Raw genomic sequence first — 25,516 nt, 5'->3', positions numbered from 1 at the left:
TTGTTCAGGGAGCGGTACTCACCCGTGGAAGTGCGCCCCGGGCAGACGCCCGCGCACTCCTGACCGCTGATCCCGTACACCACGACGAGGGACACCATCCGCACTGACGTCAGGCATCGATCCGCTTCGTAGGAACGCCGCCTGGCAGCCGAACCGGAGCAGCAGTACCTGGGCTGGAGACGGGCGAGGGCCTGCCAAGGGTGCGGTCGCGGGACATCGACCTGCTCGTCGCTTACCGCTGTCTGCAAGAGTGCCCGCGGGCCCCGTGCGAAGGGCTGGCGATCACCCTCCTGGGCCGTGAACCGCTGGTCCTGGTAGCGGGCGCCGAGCCGGAGCGCCGCCGCCCGGTGGAACTGGCCGGATGCCTGGAACGGGAGTGGGTCTCGGGCCTCGCGCGCAACCTGGACCGGCGCCTGCTGCACCGCTGGGCCGGAGAACTCGGCATCGCGCCCGAGGTGACGCTGGAGACCGATGACCTGCACAGATGCTCGCCATGATCCGGGCCGGACTCGCGGTGGGCCTGATCTGGGCCACGCTCCTTGGCGCGGGAAACGACACCGGGGTCAACCGGGTGATCGTGCCCGCGGGGGTGGCCCCGCTCCACCGGGAGATCCTCGCGGTCAGCCGCCCCAAAGCCCGCCCTGCGATCGTCGACGTGCTCGTCACGCTGCTGGACCGTGCCGTGGAGGGCGCGCAGTCGGCCGCCGGGTACGCGGCCTGCTGATCATGCGGCAGCCGGACCGCAGGGGATACCGCCCGCCCCTTCCCCCCAGCCGTTGCCTGACGGGCCGGTTGGGGCGACCGCGCGACCCAACGCCCCTCGATCCGAACTCCAGGGGGCCCGTCCCGCTGCGCGCGACAGACCCGGTCGCGGGACTTTCAATGGAGAGGTGAGCACATGGGCATGGATTGCCGCGGCCAGTCTGTCAGCGCTGCTGGGTGTCACCGCACCGGGACCTTCCCCGCCTCCGCCCCAGCCGCCACCCCAACTCGACGACGCGGATGTGCAGCGGGCCGTCGACCGGCTCGACGGAGTCGTCGAGAGCGCCATGAAACGCACCGGAGCCCCGGGTGTGGCCGTCGCCGTCGTCTACGAGGGCAAAGTCGTTCACATCGAGGGCTATGGCGTACGGAAGGAGGGCGAGAAGGCCCGCGTCGACGCGGACACCGTCTTCCAGCTCGCCTCCGTGTCGAAACCGATCGCCTCCACCGTCGTCGCCGGAGCCGTGGGCGTCGACGGCTGGACCAAGCCCGTCGCCCCGAACGTGCCCGACTTCCGCCTCAAGGGCCCGTGGGTCACCTCCCACGTGACGGTCGCCGACCTCTTCTCCCACCGCAGCGGCCTGCCCGACCACGCCGGGGACCTCCTCGAAGACCTCGGCTATGACCGCGAGTACATCCTGTCCCACCTGCGCTACGAGCCCCTCGCGCCGTTCCGCGCCAGCTACGCCTACACCAACTTCGGTCTGACGGCCGCCGCTCAGGCCGTAGCCGACGACAAGGGCGTGGCCTGGGAGAAGCTCGCCGAGGACACCCTGTACAAGCCCGCCGGCATGGACTCCACCAGCTCACGCTTCGAGGACTTCGAGAACACCGCCAACCGGGCCTGGGGCCACGTCCAGACCAAAGACGGCGACTGGAGAGCGGAGTTCGTACGGGACCCGGACGCGCAGTCCCCCGCCGGAGGTGTCAGTTCCAGCGCCCGGGACATGGCCGTGTGGATGCGGCTCCAGCTCGCGAACGGCAAGCTCGACGGCGAGCAGATCATCCAAGCCGACGCGCTGGAGCGCACGCACTGGCCGGAGTCGGTCGCGAGCCCACCGCGGGCCCCGGCCGCCCGGACCGGCTTCTACGGCCTGGGCTGGAACGTAAGTTACGACGACGCGGGCCGCCTCAGGCTCTCGCACACGGGAGCCTTCGCGCTCGGCGCGCACACCAACGTCACCATGCTGCCCGGGGAGCAGCTCGGCATCGTCGTCCTGACCAACTCCTCACCGGTCGGAGTCGCCGACGCCGTCGCGCTGGACTTCTTCGACATCGCGGAGACGGGCGAGATCAGCCGCGACTGGATCCCCCTCGTCGATGCGGTGTACCAGCAGCAGGCGGACGAGGGCCGGTCGAAGACCGACTACGCCCACCCGCCCTCCGACGCGGCCCCCGCGCAGGACGCCGATTCTTACGAGGGCACCTACGAGAACGACTACTACGGACAGGCCCGGGTCGTAGCCGGCAACGACGGCGCACTGACCCTCCAACTGGGTCCCAAACCCCAGTCGTACCGGCTCACCCACTACGACGGCGACACGTTCAGTTTCCAGACCGCGGGCGAGAACGCCGTCGGCCGCACCGGAGTCACCTTCACCTCGGACGGGAAGTCCTTCACTGTCGAGTACCTGGACAGCGAGGGCCTCGGCACCTTCACCCGCGCCGACGTTTCAAGGTGAAGTAGTCGAGCGGGCCGGCGACTCGCCGTGTTGCGGGGGCAGGTCGCGACGCTGGTGCGGCTCCGCGTCGACCGACAACTCGAAGAGGCCCTGAACCCACGGGCCCGGCCCGCTCCATCTTGCCGAGGTGGCTGGGACAGGCTGCTGAACAGCACCTTCGATGAAATCTGCTCGACCGTGACGGACCGTGAAGGGAATCATGGACGCGTGACGTCGACCGAAGCAGCAGCAATCGCTCTACAGGACCATGCCGCCCTCTGGAGCATGGGGGAGATCCGCGCGAGCGAGGTCGTCAGTGCCGCCTGTGATGCGCTCGTCGCCGGCCTCGACACTCCAGGCCTTCGGACACTCGCCGCCTGCACTCGTGCCGAGGCGGACTACGACGTCCACGACTTGCTTCCCACAGCACTCGCCGAACTCGGCCTCAGCTTCTATCCGGTTGCCAGCAAGGTCGGCCAGGAAGCCGCCGCCCGAGCCCTCGCACGCCATATGCTCGCCGGCGAGCTCACGCCTCGGGAGTTCACTTTGCGCATTCATCAGCGCTACGGACATGAGCTGCCCCTGACTGAGCGGCTGGCCGAACTCGACGACGAGTACGACATCCTCGAATACGGCGACAGAACCATGGACCAGGTTGATGCCGAGGTCGCGGCCGAAGCCCGCCGGCTCGCGACCCGCCCAACGGTTCCCGCCCACCTCACGGATACGCCCAGCTGATGCGCACGCATCGTCCTGCGAGTCCCCGCTGAACATGATTCGGTTTCTCTGAACCCGCGGGCTTCTCGGGCCTCGGTACTGGTGGGCTCGCCCATTCAACTGTCGCGTGTTGGCCCGTCCGGCTCTGGAACTGCTACTGACCGTGACGTCTGGCAGGAGTGGAGCTGATGTCAGAGGGATCCGGTTGGATGAGCCCGTGACTGTCTGTGACGTAGCCCGCCAGCTTCCCAACATCGTCGACCTGCGGGACCTGTGCCGCTCGCTTGCGATGCTCGACGCGATCCTGAGCCCGGACTGGGAAAGCCGGTACTACTCCTTCAACGCCACTTGGGCCGAAGGCGAGGAGATGGCCTCGATGCGCAACGGGTCAGGAGACGAGTACTCCATCGTGTTCTCGGCGGCCGGGGTCTATGTCCGCGGCTTCGGCCACGAATCGCCGATGAACCCATATGGCCACGATGGCGAGCCCTGGCCGGGAGTGATCGACGACGTTCCCGATGTCTTCAAGCCCTTCGTCGAGGAGCCGGCGTTCACCGACGAGGACGGCGTGCCCGTCGTGACGGCCTGCTTGTGGCGGGAGACGACGGACGATCAGTGGCACCACGGCACGATCAACTTCCCCTCGAACCGCGCCGACCCTGATGGGGCGACGGGTCTGTTCCAACTACTGGTCGACCGCTCACCCGAAGCGTTCCAGCGCTTCGCCGAGGACTATTACGAGGTCCCTGTAGATCTTGAATCGGTGAGTGACCTGTATGCCTTGCGGCCACTGAACCAGGAACTCGTGTCGTCGTTGAATGTAGAGGTCACCCTGGCAGACCTGGCCCAAGACATCTCCGAAATCGGCTACCCGCAGGCCCGCTGAGAGCCAATCCGGCTGCCCACCAGCACGTTTTTGCTGGTGGGCCTTCGTATTCAGCGGTCGCCGGCTCCCTTAGGAGCCCAGCCCGCTGGCGATCTTGAGTGATCCTCAGGGGCGTAACGGCTCCATGCCCCACCGGTCTCGTTGCGGAGCCGAGTGGTGGTCTTGTCGTGGTAGCCGAGAGCCTCTGCGACGACGGGAATGGGCATTTCCAGGAGTTGCTGCCGGATGGCGGCGCCGCGGGCGGCTGCGGCCGGGGAAAAGCCACGGGATGCCGGGTTGGTGGCGGTGTTCATGTTGTCGCGGTCCGCGATGTGCTCCAGCAGCAGGGAGGCGACCGGTGCAGGAGCGGGCGAGGCTGGTTCTCCGAGCCTTAGCAGCACCGTTACTCCGTCGCGGATCACGTCGTCGACCGTGAGCCGGACGATCCGGGCCAGAGGCTGCGTAGAGGAGCACGATGACCCCAGCGACACGGAGTCGCAGCGGTCTCGCGGTGTCGGCCAGGAGTCGGCCGAGGGCGTCCAGGCGCTCGTCCTCGCTCAGCGCGGCTCGCCGGGAAGTCTTCATCGCCGGTATGGAGAGCGATCGTCTGCAACGGCGGCCCTGCATGGCCCAGTTGAGAAACGCCCTGGAACAGGTTCGGCCGTGTTCACTGTTCTCGGCCCACCAGGCGTCGATGTCGGCCTGTCGGCAGGATGCGAGGGTGGTGTTCCGCTCGCCGAGCCAGTGGAGGAAGGTTGCCGCGTACTTCACCTGCTCGGCCGCGAAGCGGCGGACGCTGGGTGTGGTGTGGCTCTGTTCGGCGCGTGCCCGCAGTGGATGCCGCTGTCCGCACTCAGGGCTTTGACCAGGTCATCGACCGACAGGAAGTTGAACAGCCGCTGAGCTTCCTTCTTGTACATGTCAGCGAACATCGCCTCGTCGATCGCCGGGACATGGGTGAACTGCCCGGGCGACCCAGGGCCGCAGCCGGGTCCCGGACCATTGGGCCCCTCCACGGTCACCGGCGCCGCCTCGCTGGCCCCGACCACTCGCCCACCGAAGCCGGGCGGTTCAAGTCGACCTCGCGACGCGGGCCGTTCTCCCCAACACTTCCCGAGAGCGACCATGCCCCAGCCGCGCCCCCCCGTGATGCATGTGCAGGTCACCCGCACCTCGACGGAGCCGGCACGATCGACGCCGTCGGTGAGGGAATCGACCAGAGCCGGGTCGGTCAGCGGTTCTGGCTGTTCATGGCCGCCGCCGGGCGGCCCACCGGCACCGCTGCCGAGTTCACCGTCGTGCCCGCCGATCGGGCCGTGCCGCTGCCTGATGAGGCCAGTTTCGACGTCGGCGCCTCGCTTGGCGTCCCCGCGCTCACCGCGCACCGCGCGCTCACCGTCGCCGAGGACGGGCCGCGCCGTCTGCAGCCCGGGGCACTCGACGGCAGGGTGGTGCTCGCCGCGGGCGGGGCCGGGGCGGTCGGGCACGCGGTGATCCAGCTCGCCCGATGGGCCGGTGCCACCGTGATCAGCACGGTCAGCGGCCCGGAGAAAGCCCGGCTGGCCACCGCTGCCGGGGCCCACCACGTGATCAACTATCGCGAGGGAGACCCGGCCGTCGAGATCCGCAAGATCGCCCCGGACGGCGTCGACATCGTCGCCGAGGTGGCGCTGGGCGCGAACCTCGCACTGGACCTGGCCGTGCTGCGGACGCGCGGCACGATCTCGACCTACGCCAACGACGGTGGCAAGCCGGTCGAACTGGACGTGCTGCAGAACATGGTGCTGAACACACGCTTCCAGTTCCTGGTGCTCTACACGGCCGGTCCGGAGGCACGCGCCGCGGCCGCCACGGACGTCGCCGCCGCCGTCCGCGGCGGTGCCCTGCCCGTCGGCGAGGTGCACGGCCTGCCACTGGTCCGCTTTCCGCTCAACTGCACCGCCGACGCGCACCGGGCGGTGGAGAGCGGCGTCGTCGGCAAGGTTCTGGTGGACGTCACGCCGTGACGTCCAGTCGAGGCCCTGAGAAAGCGTCGTAGGCGCCATCAGCCTGCCGTCCTCGACCCGGGGCGGCAGGCAGCCTGTGGCATGTGGTGCAGACCAGGGCCAATTACTTCAATTTGGTGACCGTAGGAGCGCAGGGGCGCCGCTGGTCACGGGTTTCCGGGAGGCCGTAGCAGCTTCCGCGAGGCAGTCTGTTCCCATGAGGTCACATCCTCGCTCACCCGTTCGGCCGGGAGCGTCCTCTCGACCAGGAATGGGCGGTCGCGGCGAGGTCCGTTTCACGCTGGCGCAGTGTGCGCCCTTCGCGATCGCGCTGGGGGTGCTGAGCATCGAGCTCTCGCCCGCACACAATCTGGTCACCGGTCCCGTCCTCACCACGACGCCGGCGCTGGCCGCGCTGACGATGGGCCCGATGGGCACGCTGTCCGCGGCAGCCCTCGCTGCGGGTGTGAACGTGACCTCCGCGACCTACAACCAGTCGTGGGGAACCCAGACCCAGCTGATCATCGGCAACTTCCTGGGGCTGATCGTGGTGTCTGTGGCCAGTGTCATCCTGAGTAACGCGGCGCGCACGCGCAGGCAGAGTGAGCTCGACCAGGTCCGCCGGATCGCGGTGGCGGCTCAGGAGGTCGTCCTGCGGCCTGTCCCCGAGTTCCTGGGCCCGGTACGGGCGGCCAGCCTGTGCCTCGCGGCCGGGACAGGGGCACAGATAGGCGGCGATCTGTACGAGGCCGTGCAGACGCGCTACGGCGTCCGCCTGATCGTGGGGGACGTCCGGGGGAAAGGGCTGTCCGCCATACGCGCGGTCGCGGTGGCACTGGGCGCGTTCCGGGAGGCCGTTCATTACGAGGACAAAGTGCAGGAGGTCATGAACCGTTGCGCGGACGCGCTGCGGCGAGAGGCCGCCGTGCCAGGTACCTACTCTCAGGCAGAACTTCCCGAAGTCCTCATGGAGGGGTTCACCACCGCGGTCATCGCCCAGGTGCCGGACGAACAGGTGGTGCACCTGGTCAACCGCGGTCATCCGCCTCCGCTGGTACTGCACCAGGGCAAGGTTCAGGCCCTGATGCCCGCCTCGCCACTGCCGCCGCTCGGTTTCGAAGACCTCGTCAACGGCCCTCCTGCCAAGCCCGAGGGTTACCCGTTCCAGCCCGGGGACCGGCTGCTGCTCTACACCGACGGCGTGATCGAAGCCCGCAACCGTGACAACGATTTCCTCCATCTGCCGGAGACCATGGAGCAGATACCCGTCGGCACCTCCCCACAGGAGTTCCTGGACGAACTGCACAAGGCATTGATCCGCCACACCGAGGGCCGCTTGACGGACGACGTGGCGATGATCCTCATCGACCGGCTCGCATGAAGAGGGCCCTGGCAGGTCAGCGCAGCCTGCCGCCTCTTCATCGGCGATCGAGAGCGGTGAGGGCGAGGATGCGCTCTTCTCAGGCGTCGACCGGGTGCCAGGCCGGTCGACCGCCGTCGATGTGGACGCGGCCGAAGACCACGTCGGCGAAGTGGACGCAGAATCCGATCGTGTCGGACCCGGCCAGTTCGGTGACGAGGCTGCGGCGGAGGCTGGCGGACTGTCCGCGGTCGTGGTCGGCGGTGGCTTCCCACAGCGGGTGGGTGATCTGGACGGGGGAGTGGAAGGTGTCACCGAAGGCGATCACCCGCTGCCGGCCGGCGTTGATGACGTAGGCGGTGTGTCCCGCGCTGTGGCCGGGGCTGAGCATGACGTGGACGCCGGGGAAGGTCTCCTCGCCGACGGCCACGGTGCGCACTTGCGGCTGCCTGGCCTTGATCATGTCGCCCACGCCCTGTGCCTCGGCGTGGTGGCGCTGGGTCCACTCGGGCTAAAGCCCAATGCCCGCCTTCCCCCCACCCCTCCACCTGCTGCTCTCCACGCCGGCGCCAGGCGCGCGCCCCTGGTTGAGGAGTGACACCGTGGTCAGCAGGCGCACCCTGCCGGGCCCGCCACCAGCAGCATCAGGCACGGGAGTGAACGGTCATGGCACGCTCGATCTGGACCGGTGTGATCACCTTCGGACTGGCCAGCCTGCCCGTGGGCCTGTACACGGCGACCGAGGACCACACGGTCCACTTCCACCAGCTGCAGCGCGGTACCGCCGACCGGATCCGCAACCGGCGCGTCAACGAGCGCACCGGCAGGGAAGTACCGTCCGAGGACATCGTCAAGGGCTACGAGCTCGCCGAGGGGGAGTACATCGTCGTCGAGCCCGACGAGCTGGACCGGATCGCGCCGGGCCGCTCCCAGACCATCGACATCACCGACTTCGTCGAGCTGGCCGACATCGAGCCGGTCTACTTCGCCCGGACGTACTACGTCGCGCCCCGCGGCAAGGAGCACACCAAGGTCTACGAGCTGCTCCGCGCGGCGCTCGAGGATTCGGACAAGGCCGGGATCGCGACGTTCGTCATGCGCGGCAAGCAGTACCTCACCGCGCTGCGTACTGGCGGAGATCACTTGTTCCATCGCTGCGGTATTCCCTGGTGGTTGAGGTCCTCGGCTCGTGCCGCGATGTAGCTGCTCCAGTCCCGCTTCGCCCGATGCACCCAGCGGACCGCGGTGTTGATGTGCATGTCGAAGAGGTCAGCAAGGACGGCCGCGGGTAGATCGAGAGCCAGTGTGATGCGAGCGGTGTTGCGGGCTGCCGTGATTTTGATGTCGTGCCGGTTCAGCTTGTTAGCGAAGGCAGCTGCATGGGCAGGTCGGCCAGGTACCCTGCCGGGGAAGAGGAATTGAGTGGTGCCAACGGCTCGGCCCACAGCCGATCGATCGCGAGGCGAGTCCGCAAGCTCAAGCACCAATTGAGCCAGGCGTGGTGGGAGCCTGACAGGTTTATCCCCAAGCATGAGATCGATGCTGTCATTCCCGCGGTTGAGATCTTCCAGCCGCAATTGCAGAACACGTTGGACAGTGACGCCGAACAGCAGGACCAAGGCGCCAGCGACTCGAACGTCGACTGGGAGATCGACGTCGTTGAGACAGCGCCTGAGTAGCTCGGTGTACCGGTCTTCATCGATGAATTGCACGGGATGTCCATCGCGGGGAGCCGGAACCGCGATCGAGCCAACGATGCGGCGGCGGACCGCCCAGTCCAGGAAGCAGCGAATGGCGTATCGCTGGCGGGGGCCGGAGATGAGCCAGCGGTCGATGTCTTCCTGGCGCAGTGTGTCGAGCGACCTCTCTTGCTCATCGAGCCAGGTCAGAAAATGCAACGCGATTCGGATCCTGGACTTCACGAACTCGCTGGATCCGTAGGTGATGCTTCGCCGCCGCGCCTTGCGACGTGCTCGGAGGAGAACGTGCCAGTGCGCAAACGGGCGGATCAGGCGGACATGGTGCGCTGGCTCATGCTCCAATAGCCGGTCAAGCCATGGGGTAATGCGTTCAAGATATTCGTTTCGCTCGGTCAGGGCTCCCGAGTGCACGAGCATTCCACGAACGTGACTCAAAGCCTGTCCCGGCGGGAACTCGTCAAGGAGTTCATGAGTTACCGGCAGCCCGCTTCGTGCCACTTCGATGAGGATCTCAGCTGCTCGGCCTGCACGAATTCCTGTTAGCCAGCGGATAGTTCGGGAGGGATGGGGTACGGATTCCAGGGCAGTTACCAAGGGGTGAAGCTGTGAGGCGATGGCTCCGTCGGGGCCGGCGAGCAGATTTTGGAGCCGTCTCTTGAGGACGCAGCGGTCACAAGAGCCATCAGCGTATCGGTACCCTTCTTGTCCGCAGGTGCGACAGGTGTTGTAATCCTTGAGAACGCCTGCGCAGGGACTGCAAATCATCTTCCCAAGAGAATTCTTGCCGACGAGGGTTCGAACCGCCTCGCAGTCGGCGCATGCGGTTGGATTGATTCGCATGTGTTGGTAGCAGGAGACACAAACGGGACCGACCGGCCAAAGTGCGTGGACTTCGCTATTCCGTCGACAACGCCAGCAGATCTGCTTGGGCCGAGAATGACATCGGGCGCAGGTGAGTTGTCCTGTGACGCGGTCACGACGGCAAGGTCGAGTTCGAGCACAGATGGAGCACAAACCGACAGGTCCGTAGTAGCAACCGCTGCAGAGGTCCGGGGAATCGCCAGTCGCCCTAATTGCGATGGGACGGGTTTTCCCGCACTTCCCGCACGTTCGCGCCGGCGAGCGGTAACAGCTAGCACAAACGGGACCGTCTTTGGTGTTCGCCCGAGCAGGGGCCTTCCTACCGCACACCGAGCACTGGTGCATAGGTTTTGGACAACAGGAGGAACACAGTGCCGTGCCGTCAGCCTGGCGCACGTTGACTCTGCGAAGTCGACCACAACTTGCACAAGTCGTCAGCGCCGCAGGGTCAGCTTCGTGGCATTTCTTGCAGATTCCGCCTTCAGGTTTGCGAGTCGCGATCCTTCCAAGCTTGCCGCAGCGGGCGCACAGCTTGGGATGCAAGTGACGGAAGCAGGGCTCACAGAGGCGGCCGCCCTCGCCGTCAACGTGTGGCAGTTTTTGACTGACGGTCCCGCAGACAGCGCAAGAGGGCAGCACGATTGCCTGCTGTCCCTGCTCGTGAAGGATGTGGGCAAGCCGGATCAGTGCCTTTGGGGCGTTCGGCGTGGCCGTGATCAGTGCATGTGGGTGAGCCGCAATATGCTCGTCGAGTTCTTTCAGTCCGCGATAGCAGTCGCACCGCGCAGCCACCAAGGCGGCAGCCAAAGCCTCCTGCGGCAACTCCGGCAGATTTTCTGAGAGTTGTCTTGTCACCCGAGCAAGAGCAGCCCTCCGATCAAGTGGTGCCATTCAGGAGTCTCCGGGCCTTCGAATAGTGGTCCTGCGGATCGGAGCAGGCGCCGGCCCAGCCTCGCCTCCAACTGTCTTGCGGACTTCGGTATTGACGACCTCGACTTCGATGAGGTCGTTCGGTGTGCACGCAAGGATGTCGCAGAGGGCCGCCAGCGTATCCATGGACAAGCGCTGCGGAGACTGGGTGACCAATCGGAAGACCTGTTCGCGCGAGAGGTGGATTCCGCGTTCTGCAAGGAGTGGCACCAGGTCCGTGGTCTGGAACATGTCGCGAGTTGCCATCAATTTGCGCAGATTCCATCGGGTCCCCATCTTTTTGATCACTATTGCATCTCCCATAGATCGGCGTGGCGTTTCTTCAAAGACCTCTGCACAAGACGGTTTCTGTACTCGTCAGACACGCCGGAGTAGATGGCAGTTGTCGAAGCATATTCATGACCGACTTGGTCCTGCACAAAGCGTTCCGGATAATCGAACTCTAGAAGGTGGGTAACATAGCTGTGTCGAAGGCTGTGCAGGTCAAGCTCTTCAGAGATTCCAGCGATTTTACGGGCGGTTTCAAAGGCTTCGTCAAGACGCCTCAGTGAAATACGCCCTCGTCTCTCAGTGACCCAAAGAGCGGGATGATTCCCCGGCGAGAAGCGGGGTCGGACCTCTTCTAGGTAATGACCGAGAACATCCACACCCCAGTCGAATTCTGGGACGGTCAGTACAGTGCGTCGCTTTGGCGGGCCACCCTTGGACGCCTTCCCGTAACGCACAAATAGAGCTCCGAAGCGCCCGTAGTCCGGAAGCTTCGAGTTGCGCCGCAGATCGGGCAGATCCAGCCTAGCTGCTTCTTGCCGCCGCAGACCATAAGCATAGACGGTCTTGAGAATTGCCGAGTCGCGCATTGCGGCGAGCGCACCCTTGCGGCCACGGGCTCGAATCTCTTCCACGCGCCCATCAGCGGCATCGAAGAGGGATTGGACCTCGTCATAGGTCAGCGGGCGGCGATCAGGAGATCCCTCGTACTCGCTTGAATGGGTAACGGTGTTCCACTCGTGGAGAATCTGTGCAGGTGCCTCGCCGAAATATTCCAAGCACTTCAGCGGCCAGCCGTAGCGCGCATCCGTAATGTATTCACAGAATAGACGCAGGATGTTTTGGTAACCGCGCGCAGTCGATACAGCAAAGTTCTGCCGTCGTCCGCGAAGGTGGTCGATAAATGCTTCCACTTCACACGGTTTCCACTGCCAAGGATATTCGTTCGTGAAGTCGGCGAACCGCCGCACCAGCAATAAGCGAGGGTGAATCGTGCCTTTCCAGTCCAGGAACCTGGTCCGCTGTTGCCTGGCCCAACCCTCCAGCATCGCCTCGAAGGTGGCCGACTCGGGAGCAAGGTGCACAACACCGTCGGCCAGCACCAGGTGCGCAGCACCCGGCAGATCCACTCCATGACTCACGTTGCATTCAACGCAACATCGTTGAATCGGTTACGCCGCCCAGGTCAGCAACGCGACCTGGGCGATGGGCACTGACCGAACCCTCTGGTGAGCTGCAGGTCAGCTACCTGCGCGGCGTCTGCGAATGTTGCATCCGGTGCAATTCCGCTCAGAACGCCGAGGAGCGGCTGCTGGTCTTGCAGACGCTGCACTGGGCGGACGAGGTGCGCGACCCCGGCAAGGAACTGCCCGAACTCCCCTCGCGTCGCGCAGGCAAGGGCAAGGAACTGACGCTGGCCGTCCAGCTCGTCGACGCCCTCAGCGCCTCCTGGGATCCCGGCCGGTATCACGACACCTACCAGGAGAAGGTCCGTGAGCTGGTGCAGGCGAAGGCCGAGGGCCAGGAGATCGCGGTGGCGGAGGAGGCGCCGCAGGCCACCAACGTCATCGACCTGATGTCCGTCCTGCAAGGCAGCCTCGACCAGGCCCGCGGCAAGAAGGCGGGCTCCGAGTCGCGGCAGACCAAGAAGGCCCCCGCCCGCAAGACCGCACGAAAGCCGGCCGCGAAGGCGGCGAAGAGATCCGCCGCCCGCAAAGCGCCGCCGAAGACGGCACGAACGGCTTCGAAAGGCCGCCAGCGCAGCACGGGAAAGGGCGACCTGGGGCAGCTGAGCAAGGCGGAGCTGTACCAGCGGGCCACCGAGCAGGGCATCGAGGGCCGCTCCAAGATGGGCCGCGAGCAGCTCGTCGACGCACTCACCCGTGCCGGGCGCCGCCGCAAGAAGAGCGCCGCCTGACGTCCGCCCGAATGCCGCGCCCATGACCTGGACACTGCCCGAGCCGATGCTGGCTGCGGCCGTGAACAGCCCCGACCTGCCGCAGGGGTGGGCGGCTGAGCCGAAGTGGGACGGCTTTCGGGCGCAGATCTCCGTGGAAGCGGGGCGAGTGGTGCTGCGCTCGCGTCGCGGCACCGATCTCGCAGGGATGTTTCCCGAGATCGTGGCGGCAACTGCATGTTCTCTAGGGGAGCGACTGTGGCGCGAGGCTAGCCGAGGCTTCATGCAGCTCAGCGCCCGTTCCGTTGACGCTAACAGGTGCAACAGGTGTTGCGGCACCGCCAGTTCAGGTGAAGCCCGGCTGCAGTCGGCCCGGCAGGTCCCATTCCGGGTGCGCTAGGAGTGTGTGACGATCTGTCACAGCGGTTCCTGCACTCATCGGTTGGCCCCCGCCCGGGCGGCGGGACCGGGATGCGGGCCCGTCACCGGTGCTGTGCCGTGCCCAGCTCGTCGGTGTACCGGGCGAGGGCGTCCTCGGCCGTGGGGACGGGGCCGAACAGCTGCTCCTGGCGGCGGGGGTCGGCGACGTAGCGGCCGCTGTCGAACCAGCCGAACATCGCGGCCATGTCCTTGACCAGGGGCATGAAGCGGCCGGCGACGGCTCCTGCGGCGCGGGCGACGGCGGAAGGGACGGCCCACGCCTTGATCTTCTTTCCGGCCCGGTTGCCCATCAGCTCGGCCACCTCGCGCATGCTGACCGGGCGGTCCCAGCCGATGTCGATGCGCTCGCCGTCGTCGGCCTCGACGTCGACGGCGGCCGCCAGGTAGGCCGCGAGATCGGAGGTGTGAACGAAGGTCAGCGGGACGGTGGTCTTGCCGATCCACATCAGGCGGCCCTTGTCGATCGGGTTGCCCGCCGCGCTCGCGATCTGGTCGAGGAACGCCCCCGGGCGCAGTGCGACGAACGGGACGCCGAGCTGTTCGAGTTTGTCCTCGGCGACCTTCTTGTGCCAGAAGTGCGGGACATCGGGCGTCTGATCGCTGGTGAGGATGCTGGTCAGGACGAACCTCCGGATGCCGGCGCGGTGGGCGGCCTCGGCGAGGTTGGCGTTGCCGACGGTGTCGATGTCGTACGCGTTCTTGCCGCCGCGGGTGTAGCCGGCAGCGGTGGTGATGACGGCATCGGCGCCGTTCATGGCGGCGACGAGCGAGTCGAGGTCGAGCATGTCGCCGCGGGCGATCTCGACACCCCGCTTTTCGAGCCTGCTCGCGTCGGTGGTCGGCCGGACCAGGGCGCGGACGTTCTTACCGCGCCCCAGCAGTTCGTCGACGACCTTGCCGCCGAGGGAGCCGGTCGCGCCGACGACGAGGACGGGGAGGGTGGTGGTCATGGGCGTCTCACTTTCCATCAGGTCAGTGGTAGGGGATTGGGTGGGCGGGGCAGTGGTCGCCGCGGACGTGGGCGCCGTCGGACCGGGTCGCTCAGGGGGCGGGCCTATGGTGGGCGGATCCGTGGCGCGGGTCACCGCCAGCCTGCGCGAGCTTGCCGAGGTCAAGGGCGACCGGGACGCGGGTGATGCGTTCGTCCTCGATGTGCGGCCGGCCGGCCAGCGACGGGGAAGGGCTAGCCGGCCCTGCGGGGGTGCTGCCCTTTCCCCCGAATGAGTTCCGTCCTGCTTCCATCGGGACAGCTCGCGCCTGCCCCTGACGCTGAGGCCCCGCCACCGCGCGTTCTCCGTGGCGTACTGGGGCAGCGGGCGGGTTCCGCCGCATCCGTCGGCTCGGCTCACCGGGCTTCTCCCGACAGTCGGGGAGCCTGGCTCCGTTCAGCACGGGCCTTCGTGAGCCGAGTGCGCTGCAGCACTATCCACTTCGCGGGAACGCCGGAAACGATTCGCATTCCAGGCCGGAACCGGGGTGCGAGCCGAGGGGAGTTACTCGGACTCTTCCCGCGGAAGAGCGCGGCTGTTGATCGCGTCGGCGATGGCGTAGGCGGTGCGGACGAAGGACTCTGCCTGCTGCGCCGACAGGTTCCGCGCAGAGGTCTCCTCCAGGGCCTGCCACATGGCTGCCAGGGGCTCGCGCATGGCACGGCCCTTGTCGGTGAGGTGGACGACCATGACGCGCCGGTCGTGTTCGGCCGGCTCGCGGATGAGCAGGCCGGCGTCCTGCATGCGGCGCAGGGACTTGGAGACGGTGGAGTGGTCCAGGCCGACACTCTCGAGCAGTTCGGACTGGGTCTGGCCGTCCCGGTCCAGGAGGTGCATCAGCAGCAGTTCCTGTCCGGGATGCAGGTCCATCTCGCGGAGCATGGCGGCGGCACGGGCCCGGTGAGCGCGGGCGAGCTGGAAGATCGCGTAGCTCATCGGCCCCTCGCTGGCCGTCGTGGGGGTGCGGGGTGTGGGGGTGGGCATGGTTCGGTTCCTCAGACGGTGTGGGTGGGGTAGTCGGTGTAGCCGGCCACTCCGCCGCCGTAGAAGGTCGCCGGGTCGGGGGTGTTCAGCGGCGCGTCAGAGCGTAGCCGCTCGACCAGGTCCGGGTTGGCCAGCGCGAGGGCGCCGACGGAGACCAGGTCGGCCGTGCCGTTGTCGATGTCCTTGGCGCGGGTGGGCAGGTCGGTGCCGGCCCGGTTGAGGATCAGCGTCGTCGGCCACAGCGCGCGTAGGGTGCCCAGCAGCTCCTCGTCGCCCGCGTGGAGGATGTGAAGGTAGGCGAGGCCGAGCGGGCTGAGGGCGCGCAGGAGCGCCGGATACAGCTCGGCGGTGTCGGACTCGGCGATGTCGTTGTAGGGGTTGCCCGGGGAGATGCGCAGGCCGGTGCGGTCGGCGCCGATCTCGTCGGCCACGGCAGCGGCGACCTCGACGGCGAAGCGGATGCGGTTGTCGAGGGAACCGCCGTAGCGGTCGGTGCGCTGGTTGGTGTTGTCGGACAGGAACTGGTGCACCAGGTAGCCGTTGGCGCCGTGGATCTCCACACCGTCGGCGCCTGCCGCGACGGCAGCCGCTGCGGCGCGGCGGAAGTCCTCGACGGTCGCCGCGACCTCCTGCGTCGACAGAGCACGGGGTGTCGGCATCTCCTGGGGGCCGGACGCGGTGAACATCGTGCCCTGCGGCCGGATCGCCGAAGGGGCGACCGGCCGGCGGCCGTGGGGGGTGTTGTCGGGGTGGGCGATGCGTCCGGTGTGCATCAGCTGGATGACGAGCCGGCCGTCGGCCGCGTGCACGGCGTCGGTGACCTTGCGCCACCCGGCGATCTGCTCGTCATTGTGAATGCCGGGGGTCAGGAGGTAGCCCTGGCCGTCGGCGGAGGGCTGGGTTCCCTCGGTGATGATGAGCGCGTGCGAGGCCCTCTGGGCGTAGTACTCGGCGTTCAGCTCGGTGGGGACGCCTTCAGGGGTGGAGCGGTCACGGGTCATGGGGGCCATGACCAGGCGGTGCGGGAGGGAGATGGCACCGACGGTGGTCGGTGTCCACAGGGCGTTCAGCATGAATGGTCCTTCGGTTCGGTGATGAACACAGGTGGTGATCGGAAAGCGGGGGTGTGGCGGAAGGAGAGGCGGGCGTGATCAGTCGAGGGTGAGGACGAGCTTGCCCCGGACATGCCCGGCGTCGCTGACCTGCTGGGCCGTGGCGGCCTGGTCGAGCGGGTAGGCGGTGACGGTGGTGACGACCTTGCCGGTCGCGGCGTCCTGGGCCAGCGCGGCCAGGCGGGCGGCGGAGCGTTCCCGGGGACTGCTGGAGAAGGTGATGCCGAGCTGGTGCGCGCGGAAGTCGGCGATGGTGACGATGCGGTCGGTGCCGCCGCGCAGGGTGACGGAGTCCTCCAGGGCTCCCTTCCCGGCCAGGTCGAACACCGCGTCCACGCCATCGGGGGCGAGCGCCCGGACCCGCTCGACCAGGCCCTCGCCGTAGAGGGTCGCGGTGGCGCCGAGCGAGGTGAGGTAGTCCTGGTTGGCGGGGCCGGCGGTGGCGATGACCCGTGCTCCGCGGGCGGTGGCGAGCTGGACCGCCAGGGTTCCGACCGCTCCGGCCGCGCCGTGCATCAGCACGGTCTCCCCTGCGGCGACGCCGAGCAGGTTCAGGACCCGCTCAGCTGTTTCGCCCGCCACCGGCAGCGCGACCGCGTGCTGCCAGTCGAGGCCGGGGGGCTTGGGGGCCACGATGGTGGCCAGCGCGTGCTCGGCGTACGAGCCGGTGTCCGACCAGCCCAGCACCTCGTCACCCACCTGCACGTCCCGCACACCCTCACCCAGGGCGTCCACCACGCCGGCGAGCTCGCCACCGGGGACGGCGGGGAGCGGCGTGGGGAACACGGCCTCCATCGCCCCGGAGCGGATCTTGCCGTCCAGCGCGTTCAGCCCGGCCGCCTTGACGCGGACGCGGATCTGCCCGGGGCCGGGCTGCGGGACCTCGATGTCCGCCTCGCGCAGCACTTCCGTGCCTCCGAAACGGTCGAACAGGATGGCTTTCATGACTACTCCTCTCGTGCCACCACCCGGTTAGGTGGCTAGACACATAATCACCGTAACAGTAAACATGTGGCTAGCCAAGTATTTGCTGCCGCTCGGGCCGCGCAAGATCGGTCACGGTCGCGTCGGTCTCCTCGGGGCGGCGGCCGAGGCGGGAGGCGCCCGCCGGAGCGCGCCTTGCACCGCCAAGGGCTACCTCGACTGGAAGCTGGACTACCGGGCCGGCCAGACCCTGGCGGTCCGCGGCTCCCTTTTGGTTCAGGGCCCGGGTCGGCTAGTGCCGTGACCGGAAACGATCACCGGAGTGGTGTTGATCGTCCTCGCGCCGGTTGGATGTGACGACGCATCTGTTCGGGGCGGGAGGTGGGATGGCGCAGCTGGTCAGGGTCCGGCGGTTGTCGGACGCGGAGGGGCAGAAGCTGCAGCGGATTGTGCGCCGCGGCAGCGCGAACACGGTCCGCTATCGGCGGGCGATGATCGTGCTGGCTTCGGCCGGCGAAGCAGCGTCCCGGTCATCGCCCGGCTCGTGCAGGCCGACGAGGACACCGTCCGCGATGTGGTCCACAAGTTCAACGAGACAGGGCTGGCCTGTCTGGACCCTCGATGGGCGGGCGGCCGTCCCCCGCCTGCTCGAACGTGACGACGAGGAGCTTCGTCATCCAGACGGCCACCACCCGCCCCAGTCTGCTCGGTCTGCCGTTCACGCGCTGGTCGGTGCGGAAACTTGCCGCCTACCTGCGCAGAGCCCCGGGACGGTGCATACGCATCGGCCGGGAGACCCTGCGGTGCTCAATCCCGCGGCCTGAGCGCCGCGCTGTGACCGTCGGCGATCTGAGACGAGCGGCCTCGCCGCAGGAACAAGTCCCGTCAGGGCTTTTCGGGCTTGCGGGCCAGCAGGCAGGCGTGCGGTCTGTTCACCCGTCCGCCGGGCTCCTGCTCCAGCCTCGCGGTGACGAGGAGTCCGGCCTGCTCCAGCAGGCCGGTCATGCGGTTCAGGGGCAGGAGATACGACTCGTAGGACACCGGATGGCCATAGCCCTGGGTCGGCTGCAGCCGTTCATCGCCGACATAGTCTCCCCAGAGCAGGTAGCCGCCGGGCGCGAGCGTGCGGTGGAACTCGGCGAACACATCCGGCAGCCACTGCGGGGGCGTGTGGTGGGTGGAGTACCAGGCCAGGATGCCGCCGAGCTCGTCGTCCCTCATCTCCAGCGCGGTCATCGAGCCCTCGGTGAACCGCAGGCTCGGATAGGCCTGCCGGGCCAGCCCGATCATCTTCGGCGACAGATCGACACCGAAGACGGACACCCCCAGCCCGGCCAGGTGCGCCGTCACGCGGCCGGGGCCGCATCCCAGGTCCGCGACCGGCCCCAGACCGGCCGTCCGCACGAGTTCGGCGAACCCCGCCAGCATCCCGCGTGACAGCGGGTCCATCGCGGCGGGAGGCGGGACGCGTTCGACGTAATCGGCGGCGACCGTGTCGTACGACTCGCGCACGGCGGTCAGAAAGGAGGGCTCAGCCATGCGGGGGACCCTAGACCAGAGAACTGACAGGCCGTGATTTTGGTCAGGCCGCGGTCTCGATGGGGGCATGACTGATTGTTGATCTTCTTCTCGTTCGAGGTCCGCGCAAAGCGTCGCTCGAATGAGGAGGCCGTGGCTGCCCGTGAAGACGTCGGCTCGACCTGGTCCCTTCCCTCAACTCACCCGTACGGCCAGTCGGCTGATCAGGCAGTTCGTCGGCCGGCCGGTCAGTCAGCGGGCAGGCCGAACCAGCGCAGGAGCACGGGTCGTGCGTCGGCGGGGGCGTCCTCGGGCCCGCGGGCATAGCGAGCGAGCAGGGCCAGATAGTCGTCATGGAACGCGCCCAGCTCAGCCTTCGTGAGGTGGATGAGGCTGCGTGAACCCCGCATCCAGCCTTCGGACTCCGCCTGTCCGGCGGTGAACTGCCGGGCGAGCTCGACGTCCTCCTCCATCCTCATACGGTCCAGCTCGGCCGACATGGCGCGCTCGGCCTCCGTCAGCTCGCCCTGAGGCGGTCTGCGGATGTCGAGGCCGCGCACCCCGCGCCACCAGCGCTCCCGCCCGGTGGAGCGCTCGGGGATGTCCTCGATGAGGCCACTGCGCTCCAGCATGCGCAGGTGGTAGCTGAGCGTCCCGGTGTTCTCGCCGAGGGCGGCGGCCAGGGTGGTTGAGGTGGCCGGGCCCGCTGCGCCGAGGTGGCGCAGGATACGCAGGCGCAGGGGATGTGCGAGGGCCTTGAGCACCTCGGGGCTGTCGACGGTGCGCCGGCCTGCGGCTTCCGCTCTGCGCTCTTTCGTCATGGCGGCAGTCTATCCAGATAGCAGCATTTTCTCTGCAGACCTTCCTCTGCAGAGAAATCTCTGCAATGCTGGGGCGTATGACGCCGAACCGAGTGACCTTGAATCGCACAGGCCGCCGCTTCACAAGTGCTGCTGCGGGGGCCCTACTTGCCGGACTCGCCCTGGGCGCCGCGCCCGCGCACGGAACTGAACGGGCCGCGGACCTGCCCGAGTTCGACTTCTCCGCCTGCCCGACCGTCGATGAGCTGCCCGCGGGTGCGGACCCCGGGACCTGGCGCTGCGAGGTCATGCACGCCACGGGGCATCTGCGCATGGGCGCCGTCGACGAGCCGCTCACCGAACCTATGAAGATCACCTTCGCGGAAGGCCGTGTGGACGGTGAATTCCGCCAGGTCTTCGGGGAGATGACCGCTGCGCCAATCCGGGTGGGAGGCACCCCGTTGACCCTGACTCCGCAGTACGGTGGCTACGCGGACTTCCTGTCCGACGACACCCGGCGCGGCGAGTTCGACATCACGTTCGCCATAGGCTTGACGTACGGACCACCGGCCCTGCCGTGGTCGGGCTGCTCGGTGGGCAGCGATGAGGACGCGGTCCACCTGGTGCTCAAGGACACCGATCCCACCCGGGTGATATCCAAGGACCCCTTGGTCGCCGCCTTCGGTGCCCAGGACGCGGAGTTCGCCGCCCCGGGCACCAGCGGCTGCGGCCCCCTGAGCCGCGCGCTCGACCGGGCCCTGGGCCTGCCGGCCGCGGCGGGGGCGAACGCCTTCGACATGGATGTGACGGTGGCCATCCGGCCCTACATGTAGACGGGTTCGGAGAGGTGAAGTGGCTCAGGCCGCGTGAACCTCGGAGCGTGCTACGAGGTGGCCGCGCTCGAAGCGGGCTCCGGCCCGGACGAGGGTGACGAACGGAGATGCGTTCACGGCCCGCGAGCGGACTGGGCGGACTCGGACGAGCTTGAAGACCATCGCGAGGACCGCCGTGCGGGAGCCGGCGCCCCTTCGTGACCCTCGTCCGTAGCCGCACCGTCGCGAAGATCGACTCGATGGTTGGTACCCGGCGATCCCGACCGCGCGGCCGAGGTCATCGTCACCCTCCCCGACGCCTCAGGCCGCCGCGGATCGGGCTACCGCCTCACCGCTGGCGCGGTACTCACTGCGGCGCACGTGATCGACGGCCACTCAGAGGTCACCGTCAGGTTCAATGCCGACAGTGATGACGAGTGGACTGCCGCGGCGACTGTCGCGTGGTCCTCGGCTGAGGAGGACGCCGCCGTCCTCGCCATCACGCCCCGGCCCAAGGAACTGGCCTCGCGCGGCGTCGTATTCGGTCGGGTGGCAGACGTTGACGCCGAGACGGCCTGCAGCATCCTCGGCTTCCCCCGGTTCAAGCTACGCGACACCGATTCACAGGCGAGCAGCGACGCGGGTGCGTACCGCGACTCCTGCCACCGGGTCGGTCACATCCCCGCTTTGTCCCACCGCCGACAGGGGCCTTTTGAAATCCGTGTCGCGCCGCCTGAGTACGACGCAGATCCGGCGCGGTATCTCAACGGGGAACGTCACCTGGCGGCTCACCTGGCTCTGCCTCCTCGAGGACTGTCACCGCTGCCGCGGCCCGTGCCCATCACTGGGAAATTGCTGCGCTCGCACCTGCCCCAGTCCTTACACTCTCGGTAGGCGTCCGCCCCAAGTGGCCGGTACGCCCTACGTGTTCCGAGTTCAGATTCGAGGGGAGGCCGACAGTGCGTACCGCCATCGCTGTCGTCGCCCCCTGGACACGGTTCGACGTGATCCTCGTGTCTTCGTGAGCCCGGTGCCCGCTGCGCGGCCGGCACTGGAGATTGCGGTCGAAGACCATCGCTGAACCCTGCCCCGGCCGTCCGGCTCCTGGTGGCCGTCTGCGGCCCGCCGCAGGGCCGCTTTCCTCGGGCTTCGTCCGTGCTATCGCGCTGCCTCTTCACCACTGACGACACACAAAGAAGGGCCTTAAGGCCGTGCGTACCGACCTCACACTCCGCGCGCTCCAAGCCGTCCGCAACCTTGGCATCCTCGCCCACGTGGACGCAGGCAAGACCACCGTGACGGAGCGGATCCTGTTCCTGACCGGCGCCGTCCACAAGCGGGGCGAGGTGCACGAGGGCACCACCGTCACCGACTTCGACTCCCAGGAACGCGACCGGGGCATCACCATCTTCGCGGCGGCGGTCAGCTGCGACTGGGACGGACACCGGATAAACCTCATCGACACCCCGGGACACGTGGACTTCGCCGACGAGGTGACACGCTCGCTGCGGATCCTGGACGGCGCGGTGGCGGTGTTCGACGCCGTCGCCGGCGTCGAACCGCAGAGCGAGGCGGTGTGGCGGGAGGCCGACCGGCACCAAGTTGCGCGCCTGGCGTTCGTGAACAAGATGGACCGGGCGGGCGCCTGCCTGGACACGGCAGTCGCCTCGATCCGGGAACGGCTGGGCACCATCCCCCTGGTGGTGCAGTTGCCGATCGGCCGCGAGGAGGGGTTCGAGGGCGTCGTCGACCTGGTCCGGATGCAGGCCGTGGTGTGGACCTGGGATACCGGCGCGTACGAGGAACGCCCGGTGCCCGAGGACTTGCGCGCAGAGGCGCTGCGGCGGCGCCGGGCGCTGGACGAGGCTGTCGCCGAACTGCACCCGCGGGCGCTGGAGGAGTACTGCGCCGGCGGCGCCCTCTCGCAGACGACCCTGCTCACGGCGCTGCGCGAACTGACCGGCACGGGTGAGGCCGTGGTGGTGCTGTGCGGTTCGGCGTACCGCAACCGTGGCATCGAGCCGTTGCTGGAGGCAGTGGTGGCGTATCTGCCGTCGCCGGCGGACGTGCCCGCCGTGCGCGGCACGGTCGACGGAACCGAACAGGAGCGTGCCGCCGATCCCACGGCACCCCTGGCCGCGCTCGCCTTCAAGGTGCACGCGGCGCCCACCGGCCGGATGACGTACCTGCGGATCTATTCGGGCGTGCTGCGCAAGGGGGACACGGTGCTGGACATGGGCGCCCGGCGCACCGAACGGGTCGGCCGGATCCTGCGGGTGCAGGCCGACCGGCACACCGAGACAGACCTGGCCGTGGCCGGGGACATCGTCGCCGTGATCGGTCCGAAGTCCGCGCGTGCCGGTACGACGTTGTGCGCCCCCTCGGCGCCGCTCGTGCTGGAACCGCCCGGCACGGCCGACCCGGTGGTGTCGGTGGCCGTCGAGGCCCGACTCGGCCAGGAAACCGACCGGCTGGCATCGGCGCTGGCCCGGCTGGCAGAGGAGGATCCGTCGCTGGTGGTGCGGACCGATCCGGAGACCGGCCAGACCCTGCTGTCAGGTCTGGGCGAGCTGCACCTGGAGGTGGCGGTGGAGAAACTGCGCCGCGACCGGGGCCTTGAGGTTTCGGTCGGCCGCCCGCAGGTGTCGTACCGGGAGACCGTGGTCCGCGGGGTGACGGGGCTGGTGTACCGGCACGTCAAGCAGGACGGCGGCGCCGGGCAGTTCGCCCATGTGGTGCTGGATGTCGAGCCGTTGGACGCTGCGGACGGCGAGACCGGCTTCGCGTTCCGTTCGACGGTGGTCGGCGGCCGGGTCCCGCGGGAGTTCGTCCGAGCGGTGGAGGCCGGTTGCCGGGACGCGCTGACGGAGGGTCCACTGGGCGGTCATCCGGTGACCGGCGTGCGGGTCACGCTCACCGACGGAGCCACGCACAGCAAGGACTCCTCGGAGCTTGCGTTCCGTGCCGCCGGCCGACTCGGACTGCGCGAAGCCCTGCGGGCCTGCGTGCTGCGGCTGCTGGAGCCGGTCGCCGAGGTGACGGTGACCGTGCCCGAGGACTTCGTGGGGGCGGTCCTGGGCGATCTTGCGGCGCGCCGCGCACGGGTGTCGGCGTCGGCGACACGCGGCACTACGGCGGTGGTGACCGCCACCGTGCCGCTGGCCGAACTGTTCGGATACGCCTCCCGCCTGCGCGGACGCACCCAGGGCCGGGGCACATTCACCACCCGTCCGGCGGGCTACGCGGAGGTTCCACAGGGCCTGACAGCGGGGGCGACGGGACGGTAGCCCGCCGATGAACCGGCCCCGCACTTGTGAGGAGTGCGGGACCGGCTCACTAGCACCGACGCGCTTGTACGGCCTTCCGCCGTCGCCGCGCTGTGGGCCGTCGACGGTGACCTGGCCGAAGTCCTGCCACTCCTGCTCGGTCTCCTCGACGACCGCATCACCTTCCGCATCGGTGACGCGGCAGACCTGCTCGGCGAGATAGGCCCACCCGCCTACGGCGTCCTGCCACGCCTGCGCGACCTCCTGACGCACGACTACGAATGGGTTCGGGTGCCTTGCGCGGCAGCGCTCTGGGAGATCGGCGGCGAGGCCGAGGCACCGGCCGTCCTGGACACCCTGCTCCAGGCCATGACCCAGAACCCCGCGACGGGCACGGCGATCACTCCCTGCCGACCACCACCTGCCCTCGTACAGCAGGCGCAGCGCCACACCCTCCGACACCAGCAATCCCTCTCCCGCTGCACACAGTCGCCAACAGAATGAGATGCCAGGAACTCCGGCCCCAGCGCGTCGTCGGCCTCGGCGCCGCGTCGGCCTTTCGGTATCTCGGCCAGCAGCCGGGCACGGTGCCGGTGATGCGTGCGACCTCGTCCTGGTAGACGGCGAGAGCGAGCGCTTCGCGGGTGGGGAAGTTGCGGTACCCGCGTGACCGGACCCGCGCCCCGGAGTCCTCCCACGTGGCTCCGGCAGTCGTATGGTTCGGGGTGATTTATGGTGACTCAAGGAGTATGCCCCTACCGGAGGTGCAATGATGCGCGCCGCGGCAGCGATCGTCTCCCTGGCTGTCAGCGTGGCGCTCATCGTCGCGACAGCGGCGTGTGACCAGGGCGGGTCGGAATCGTCGGGCGTCCAGTACGGCGACTGCCCGGTCTCGGGGAATTACGGGGAGTTTCACCTGTCACCCGAGACGGCGGGTGCCCTGACGGTCAGAACGACCCTGCCCGCGCCCGGCTGGTGGAACGGCGATACCCCGGAATCCGTCAAGAGCGGCTACGAGTACTGCATGGCCGCCAACATCGCATACCGGTCCGGACTCGACCGGGTGAAGGTGGAGAACGCGCCCTTCCCGGAGGTCGTGTCAGGCCGGACCAAGGACTTCGATCTGGCCCTGGCGCAGATCACGATCACCCCGGAACGGAGCAAGGTCGCCGAGTTCTCCCCGCCCTACCTCTCCTCGACCCTGGGAGTGTTGATCAGGGACGGTGAGAAGATCAACGAAGACAACATCCGTGACGTCCGTATCGGAGTGGCCGAGGGCACCTCGGGCGAGGAGTTCGTCGAGAACCGCCTCAAGCCGACCAAGCCCGTCACCGCCTTTCCCAACGACCCGGCGATGGTCACGGCGCTGGAGGAGGGCCGGATCGACGCGGTCGTCCACGACACGACGATTCTGCTGGCGTATCCCCAGAAGCAGGAAGGCAGGGTGCGCCTCGTGGGCCAGTACCGGACCGGCCAGGGTTACGGCGCCCTGTACCCGAAGGGGTCACCTGACAAGGACGAGCTGGACCGGATCATCAGGCAGCTGATCGACGACGGGACGCTCGCCAAACTGTCGGCCGTCTATCTCGGGGCTGCGTTCGGCCAGGACCCGGCCAAGATCCCGTACCTCAGGGTCGACGACGGCTCCTGAATGCTCCGGGCGTG

29 protein-coding genes and 1 pseudogene are annotated in these 25,516 nt (G+C 68.1%); 18 read left to right on the top strand and 12 right to left on the bottom strand.

The window, feature by feature from the left end:
- Nucleotides 1-119: 119 nt before the first annotated feature.
- The 5 genes from H4N64_RS32950 (at nt 120) to H4N64_RS32930 (ending at nt 4,026) form a co-directional block, all read left to right on the top strand.
- Complete coding sequence (locus H4N64_RS32950) at nt 120-497, top strand: LysR substrate-binding domain-containing protein (protein WP_336246862.1); 378 nt, start codon at nt 120-122, stop codon at nt 495-497.
- Nucleotides 485-724 carry a hypothetical protein gene (locus H4N64_RS32945; RefSeq protein WP_186286169.1) on the top strand — a complete coding sequence of 80 codons (240 nt, stop codon included), beginning with the start codon at nt 485-487 and terminating at the stop codon, nt 722-724. Before H4N64_RS32950 ends, H4N64_RS32945 begins: the two co-directional genes overlap by 13 nt.
- A gap of 166 nt (nt 725-890) precedes the next feature.
- The gene (locus tag H4N64_RS32940) at nt 891-2,444 is read left to right on the top strand and encodes a serine hydrolase (RefSeq protein ID WP_186286167.1); all 1,554 of its coding nucleotides are present in this window, start codon (nt 891-893) and stop codon (nt 2,442-2,444) included.
- Between the two features lie 207 nt (nt 2,445-2,651).
- On the top strand, nt 2,652-3,161 hold the full coding sequence (locus H4N64_RS32935; protein WP_336246859.1) for a hypothetical protein: 510 nt from the start codon (nt 2,652-2,654) through the stop codon (nt 3,159-3,161).
- A gap of 196 nt (nt 3,162-3,357) precedes the next feature.
- Nucleotides 3,358-4,026 carry a hypothetical protein gene (locus tag H4N64_RS32930; protein WP_186286165.1) on the top strand — a complete coding sequence of 223 codons (669 nt, stop codon included), beginning with the start codon at nt 3,358-3,360 and terminating at the stop codon, nt 4,024-4,026.
- A 50-nt stretch (nt 4,027-4,076) separates the two neighbouring features.
- On the opposite strand, the gene H4N64_RS44565 is transcribed toward H4N64_RS32930, so the two are convergent.
- The gene (locus H4N64_RS44565) at nt 4,077-4,427 is read right to left on the bottom strand and encodes a hypothetical protein (protein WP_222109688.1); all 351 of its coding nucleotides are present in this window, start codon (nt 4,425-4,427) and stop codon (nt 4,077-4,079) included.
- 828 nt (nt 4,428-5,255) lie between these two features.
- Between H4N64_RS44565 and H4N64_RS32920 the strand changes: the two genes are divergently transcribed.
- Nucleotides 5,256-6,011, top strand: a complete 756-nt coding sequence (locus H4N64_RS32920) for a zinc-binding dehydrogenase (protein WP_222109687.1) — start codon at nt 5,256-5,258, stop codon at nt 6,009-6,011.
- A gap of 250 nt (nt 6,012-6,261) precedes the next feature.
- Nucleotides 6,262-7,371, top strand: a complete 1,110-nt coding sequence (locus H4N64_RS32915; protein ID WP_260860114.1) for a PP2C family protein-serine/threonine phosphatase — start codon at nt 6,262-6,264, stop codon at nt 7,369-7,371.
- 79 nt (nt 7,372-7,450) lie between these two features.
- Here the strand turns inward: H4N64_RS32915 and H4N64_RS32910 are convergent, their stop codons facing one another.
- Nucleotides 7,451-7,822: an MBL fold metallo-hydrolase gene (locus H4N64_RS32910; RefSeq protein ID WP_186286161.1), complete on the bottom strand. Its 372-nt coding sequence runs from the start codon at nt 7,820-7,822 to the stop codon at nt 7,451-7,453.
- A gap of 194 nt (nt 7,823-8,016) precedes the next feature.
- On the opposite strand from H4N64_RS32910, the gene ku reads away from it, so the two are divergent.
- Nucleotides 8,017-8,553 (top strand): non-homologous end joining protein Ku, encoded by a 537-nt coding sequence (gene ku / locus H4N64_RS32905; protein WP_186286159.1) that lies wholly within the window; start codon nt 8,017-8,019, stop codon nt 8,551-8,553.
- Here ku and H4N64_RS32900 read toward each other — a convergent pair.
- Nucleotides 8,490-9,467: a hypothetical protein gene (locus tag H4N64_RS32900; protein WP_186286157.1), complete on the bottom strand. Its 978-nt coding sequence runs from the start codon at nt 9,465-9,467 to the stop codon at nt 8,490-8,492. The two genes, ku and H4N64_RS32900, sit on opposite strands and share 64 nt — an antisense overlap.
- Nucleotides 9,468-10,367: 900 nt before the next feature.
- Here H4N64_RS32900 and H4N64_RS32895 point away from each other — a divergent pair.
- The gene (locus H4N64_RS32895; RefSeq protein ID WP_186286155.1) at nt 10,368-10,751 is read left to right on the top strand and encodes a hypothetical protein; all 384 of its coding nucleotides are present in this window, start codon (nt 10,368-10,370) and stop codon (nt 10,749-10,751) included.
- Between the two features lie 51 nt (nt 10,752-10,802).
- On the opposite strand, the gene H4N64_RS32890 is transcribed toward H4N64_RS32895, so the two are convergent.
- Nucleotides 10,803-11,129 carry a helix-turn-helix domain-containing protein gene (locus H4N64_RS32890; RefSeq protein WP_186286153.1) on the bottom strand — a complete coding sequence of 109 codons (327 nt, stop codon included), beginning with the start codon at nt 11,127-11,129 and terminating at the stop codon, nt 10,803-10,805.
- Complete coding sequence (locus H4N64_RS32885) at nt 11,129-12,238, bottom strand: tyrosine-type recombinase/integrase (protein WP_418896310.1); 1,110 nt, start codon at nt 12,236-12,238, stop codon at nt 11,129-11,131. Before H4N64_RS32885 ends, H4N64_RS32890 begins: the two co-directional genes overlap by 1 nt.
- A 188-nt stretch (nt 12,239-12,426) precedes the next feature.
- On the opposite strand from H4N64_RS32885, the gene H4N64_RS32880 reads away from it, so the two are divergent.
- Together H4N64_RS32880 and H4N64_RS32875 are read left to right on the top strand one after the other, a co-directional pair.
- Nucleotides 12,427-13,026 (top strand): Ku family protein, encoded by a 600-nt coding sequence (locus H4N64_RS32880; protein WP_186286149.1) that lies wholly within the window; start codon nt 12,427-12,429, stop codon nt 13,024-13,026.
- Between the two features lie 22 nt (nt 13,027-13,048).
- Nucleotides 13,049-13,405: an ATP-dependent DNA ligase gene (locus tag H4N64_RS32875; protein ID WP_186286147.1), complete on the top strand. Its 357-nt coding sequence runs from the start codon at nt 13,049-13,051 to the stop codon at nt 13,403-13,405.
- Between the two features lie 82 nt (nt 13,406-13,487).
- On the opposite strand, the gene H4N64_RS32870 is transcribed toward H4N64_RS32875, so the two are convergent.
- The 4 genes from H4N64_RS32870 to H4N64_RS32855 all read right to left on the bottom strand — a co-directional run bounded on the left by H4N64_RS32870 (nt 13,488) and on the right by H4N64_RS32855 (nt 17,476).
- Nucleotides 13,488-14,396 carry an SDR family oxidoreductase gene (locus H4N64_RS32870; protein ID WP_186286145.1) on the bottom strand — a complete coding sequence of 303 codons (909 nt, stop codon included), beginning with the start codon at nt 14,394-14,396 and terminating at the stop codon, nt 13,488-13,490.
- Nucleotides 14,397-14,939: 543 nt separating this feature from the next.
- Complete coding sequence (locus H4N64_RS32865; RefSeq protein WP_186286143.1) at nt 14,940-15,419, bottom strand: MarR family winged helix-turn-helix transcriptional regulator; 480 nt, start codon at nt 15,417-15,419, stop codon at nt 14,940-14,942.
- 11 nt (nt 15,420-15,430) lie between these two features.
- Complete coding sequence (locus H4N64_RS32860; protein WP_186286141.1) at nt 15,431-16,492, bottom strand: alkene reductase; 1,062 nt, start codon at nt 16,490-16,492, stop codon at nt 15,431-15,433.
- A 78-nt stretch (nt 16,493-16,570) separates the two neighbouring features.
- Nucleotides 16,571-17,476, bottom strand: a complete 906-nt coding sequence (locus H4N64_RS32855) for an NADP-dependent oxidoreductase (protein ID WP_186286140.1) — start codon at nt 17,474-17,476, stop codon at nt 16,571-16,573.
- A gap of 64 nt (nt 17,477-17,540) precedes the next feature.
- Between H4N64_RS32855 and H4N64_RS32850 the strand changes: the two genes are divergently transcribed.
- Together H4N64_RS32850 and H4N64_RS46930 are read left to right on the top strand one after the other, a co-directional pair.
- Nucleotides 17,541-17,759 carry a hypothetical protein gene (locus tag H4N64_RS32850; protein WP_186286138.1) on the top strand — a complete coding sequence of 73 codons (219 nt, stop codon included), beginning with the start codon at nt 17,541-17,543 and terminating at the stop codon, nt 17,757-17,759.
- 240 nt (nt 17,760-17,999) lie between these two features.
- Nucleotides 18,000-18,113, top strand: coding sequence for a helix-turn-helix domain-containing protein (locus H4N64_RS46930; RefSeq protein ID WP_418896309.1), 114 nt, complete (start codon nt 18,000-18,002; stop codon nt 18,111-18,113).
- 227 nt (nt 18,114-18,340) lie between these two features.
- On the opposite strand, the gene H4N64_RS32840 is transcribed toward H4N64_RS46930, so the two are convergent.
- Both H4N64_RS32840 and H4N64_RS32835 read right to left on the bottom strand, forming a co-directional pair.
- A complete protein-coding gene (locus H4N64_RS32840; RefSeq protein WP_186286136.1) occupies nt 18,341-18,994 on the bottom strand; it encodes a class I SAM-dependent methyltransferase in 654 nt (217 codons plus the stop codon).
- A 227-nt stretch (nt 18,995-19,221) separates the two neighbouring features.
- Entirely contained in the window at nt 19,222-19,794 is a 573-nt protein-coding gene (locus H4N64_RS32835) for an ArsR/SmtB family transcription factor (protein WP_186286134.1), read from the bottom strand.
- 77 nt (nt 19,795-19,871) lie between these two features.
- Between H4N64_RS32835 and H4N64_RS32830 the strand changes: the two genes are divergently transcribed.
- Nucleotides 19,872-20,606, top strand: coding sequence for a hypothetical protein (locus tag H4N64_RS32830; RefSeq protein ID WP_260860113.1), 735 nt, complete (start codon nt 19,872-19,874; stop codon nt 20,604-20,606).
- A 24-nt stretch (nt 20,607-20,630) separates the two neighbouring features.
- On the opposite strand, the pseudogene H4N64_RS45775 reads toward H4N64_RS32830, so the two are convergent.
- A pseudogene (locus H4N64_RS45775) lies at nt 20,631-20,862 on the bottom strand (IS256 family transposase); the annotation flags it as partial.
- Between H4N64_RS45775 and H4N64_RS32825 the strand changes: the two are divergent.
- The 4 genes from H4N64_RS32825 (at nt 20,850) to H4N64_RS32810 (ending at nt 25,502) form a co-directional block, all read left to right on the top strand.
- Entirely contained in the window at nt 20,850-21,479 is a 630-nt protein-coding gene (locus H4N64_RS32825) for a trypsin-like peptidase domain-containing protein (RefSeq protein WP_186286130.1), read from the top strand. The pseudogene H4N64_RS45775 and the gene H4N64_RS32825 sit on opposite strands and share 13 nt — an antisense overlap.
- A 317-nt stretch (nt 21,480-21,796) precedes the next feature.
- Nucleotides 21,797-23,872, top strand: coding sequence for an elongation factor G (gene fusA / locus H4N64_RS32820; protein ID WP_186286128.1), 2,076 nt, complete (start codon nt 21,797-21,799; stop codon nt 23,870-23,872).
- A gap of 33 nt (nt 23,873-23,905) precedes the next feature.
- Nucleotides 23,906-24,355, top strand: a complete 450-nt coding sequence (locus tag H4N64_RS32815) for a HEAT repeat domain-containing protein (RefSeq protein ID WP_186286126.1) — start codon at nt 23,906-23,908, stop codon at nt 24,353-24,355.
- Nucleotides 24,356-24,623: 268 nt separating this feature from the next.
- Nucleotides 24,624-25,502 carry an ABC transporter substrate-binding protein gene (locus H4N64_RS32810; RefSeq protein ID WP_260860112.1) on the top strand — a complete coding sequence of 293 codons (879 nt, stop codon included), beginning with the start codon at nt 24,624-24,626 and terminating at the stop codon, nt 25,500-25,502.
- Nucleotides 25,503-25,516 lie beyond the last annotated feature (14 nt).

This window comes from Streptomyces cupreus (assembly GCF_014257025.1).
GTDB lineage: Bacteria > Actinomycetota > Actinomycetes > Streptomycetales > Streptomycetaceae > Streptomyces > Streptomyces cupreus.
This window is presented reverse-complemented; position numbering and strand designations above follow the sequence as displayed.

What these genes read in the sequence shown, in the direction of transcription:
- H4N64_RS32945 (WP_186286169.1), top strand. Translation starts at nt 485, where the DNA reads ATGCTCGCCATGATCCGGGCCGGACTCGCGGTGGGCCTGATCTGGGCC.
- H4N64_RS32920 (WP_222109687.1), top strand. Translation starts at nt 5,256, where the DNA reads ATGGCCGCCGCCGGGCGGCCCACCGGCACCGCTGCCGAGTTCACCGTC.
- H4N64_RS32915 (WP_260860114.1), top strand. Translation starts at nt 6,262, where the DNA reads ATGGGCGGTCGCGGCGAGGTCCGTTTCACGCTGGCGCAGTGTGCGCCC.
- ku (WP_186286159.1), top strand. Translation starts at nt 8,017, where the DNA reads ATGGCACGCTCGATCTGGACCGGTGTGATCACCTTCGGACTGGCCAGC.
- H4N64_RS32900 (WP_186286157.1), bottom strand. Translation starts at nt 9,467, where the DNA reads ATGCTCGTGCACTCGGGAGCCCTGACCGAGCGAAACGAATATCTTGAA.
- H4N64_RS32875 (WP_186286147.1), top strand. Translation starts at nt 13,049, where the DNA reads ATGACCTGGACACTGCCCGAGCCGATGCTGGCTGCGGCCGTGAACAGC.
- H4N64_RS32870 (WP_186286145.1), bottom strand. Translation starts at nt 14,396, where the DNA reads ATGACCACCACCCTCCCCGTCCTCGTCGTCGGCGCGACCGGCTCCCTC.
- H4N64_RS32865 (WP_186286143.1), bottom strand. Translation starts at nt 15,419, where the DNA reads ATGCCCACCCCCACACCCCGCACCCCCACGACGGCCAGCGAGGGGCCG.
- H4N64_RS32860 (WP_186286141.1), bottom strand. Translation starts at nt 16,492, where the DNA reads ATGCTGAACGCCCTGTGGACACCGACCACCGTCGGTGCCATCTCCCTC.
- H4N64_RS32855 (WP_186286140.1), bottom strand. Translation starts at nt 17,476, where the DNA reads ATGAAAGCCATCCTGTTCGACCGTTTCGGAGGCACGGAAGTGCTGCGC.
- H4N64_RS32850 (WP_186286138.1), top strand. Translation starts at nt 17,541, where the DNA reads ATGTGGCTAGCCAAGTATTTGCTGCCGCTCGGGCCGCGCAAGATCGGT.
- H4N64_RS32840 (WP_186286136.1), bottom strand. Translation starts at nt 18,994, where the DNA reads ATGGCTGAGCCCTCCTTTCTGACCGCCGTGCGCGAGTCGTACGACACG.
- H4N64_RS32835 (WP_186286134.1), bottom strand. Translation starts at nt 19,794, where the DNA reads ATGACGAAAGAGCGCAGAGCGGAAGCCGCAGGCCGGCGCACCGTCGAC.
- H4N64_RS32830 (WP_260860113.1), top strand. Translation starts at nt 19,872, where the DNA reads ATGACGCCGAACCGAGTGACCTTGAATCGCACAGGCCGCCGCTTCACA.
- H4N64_RS32810 (WP_260860112.1), top strand. Translation starts at nt 24,624, where the DNA reads ATGCGCGCCGCGGCAGCGATCGTCTCCCTGGCTGTCAGCGTGGCGCTC.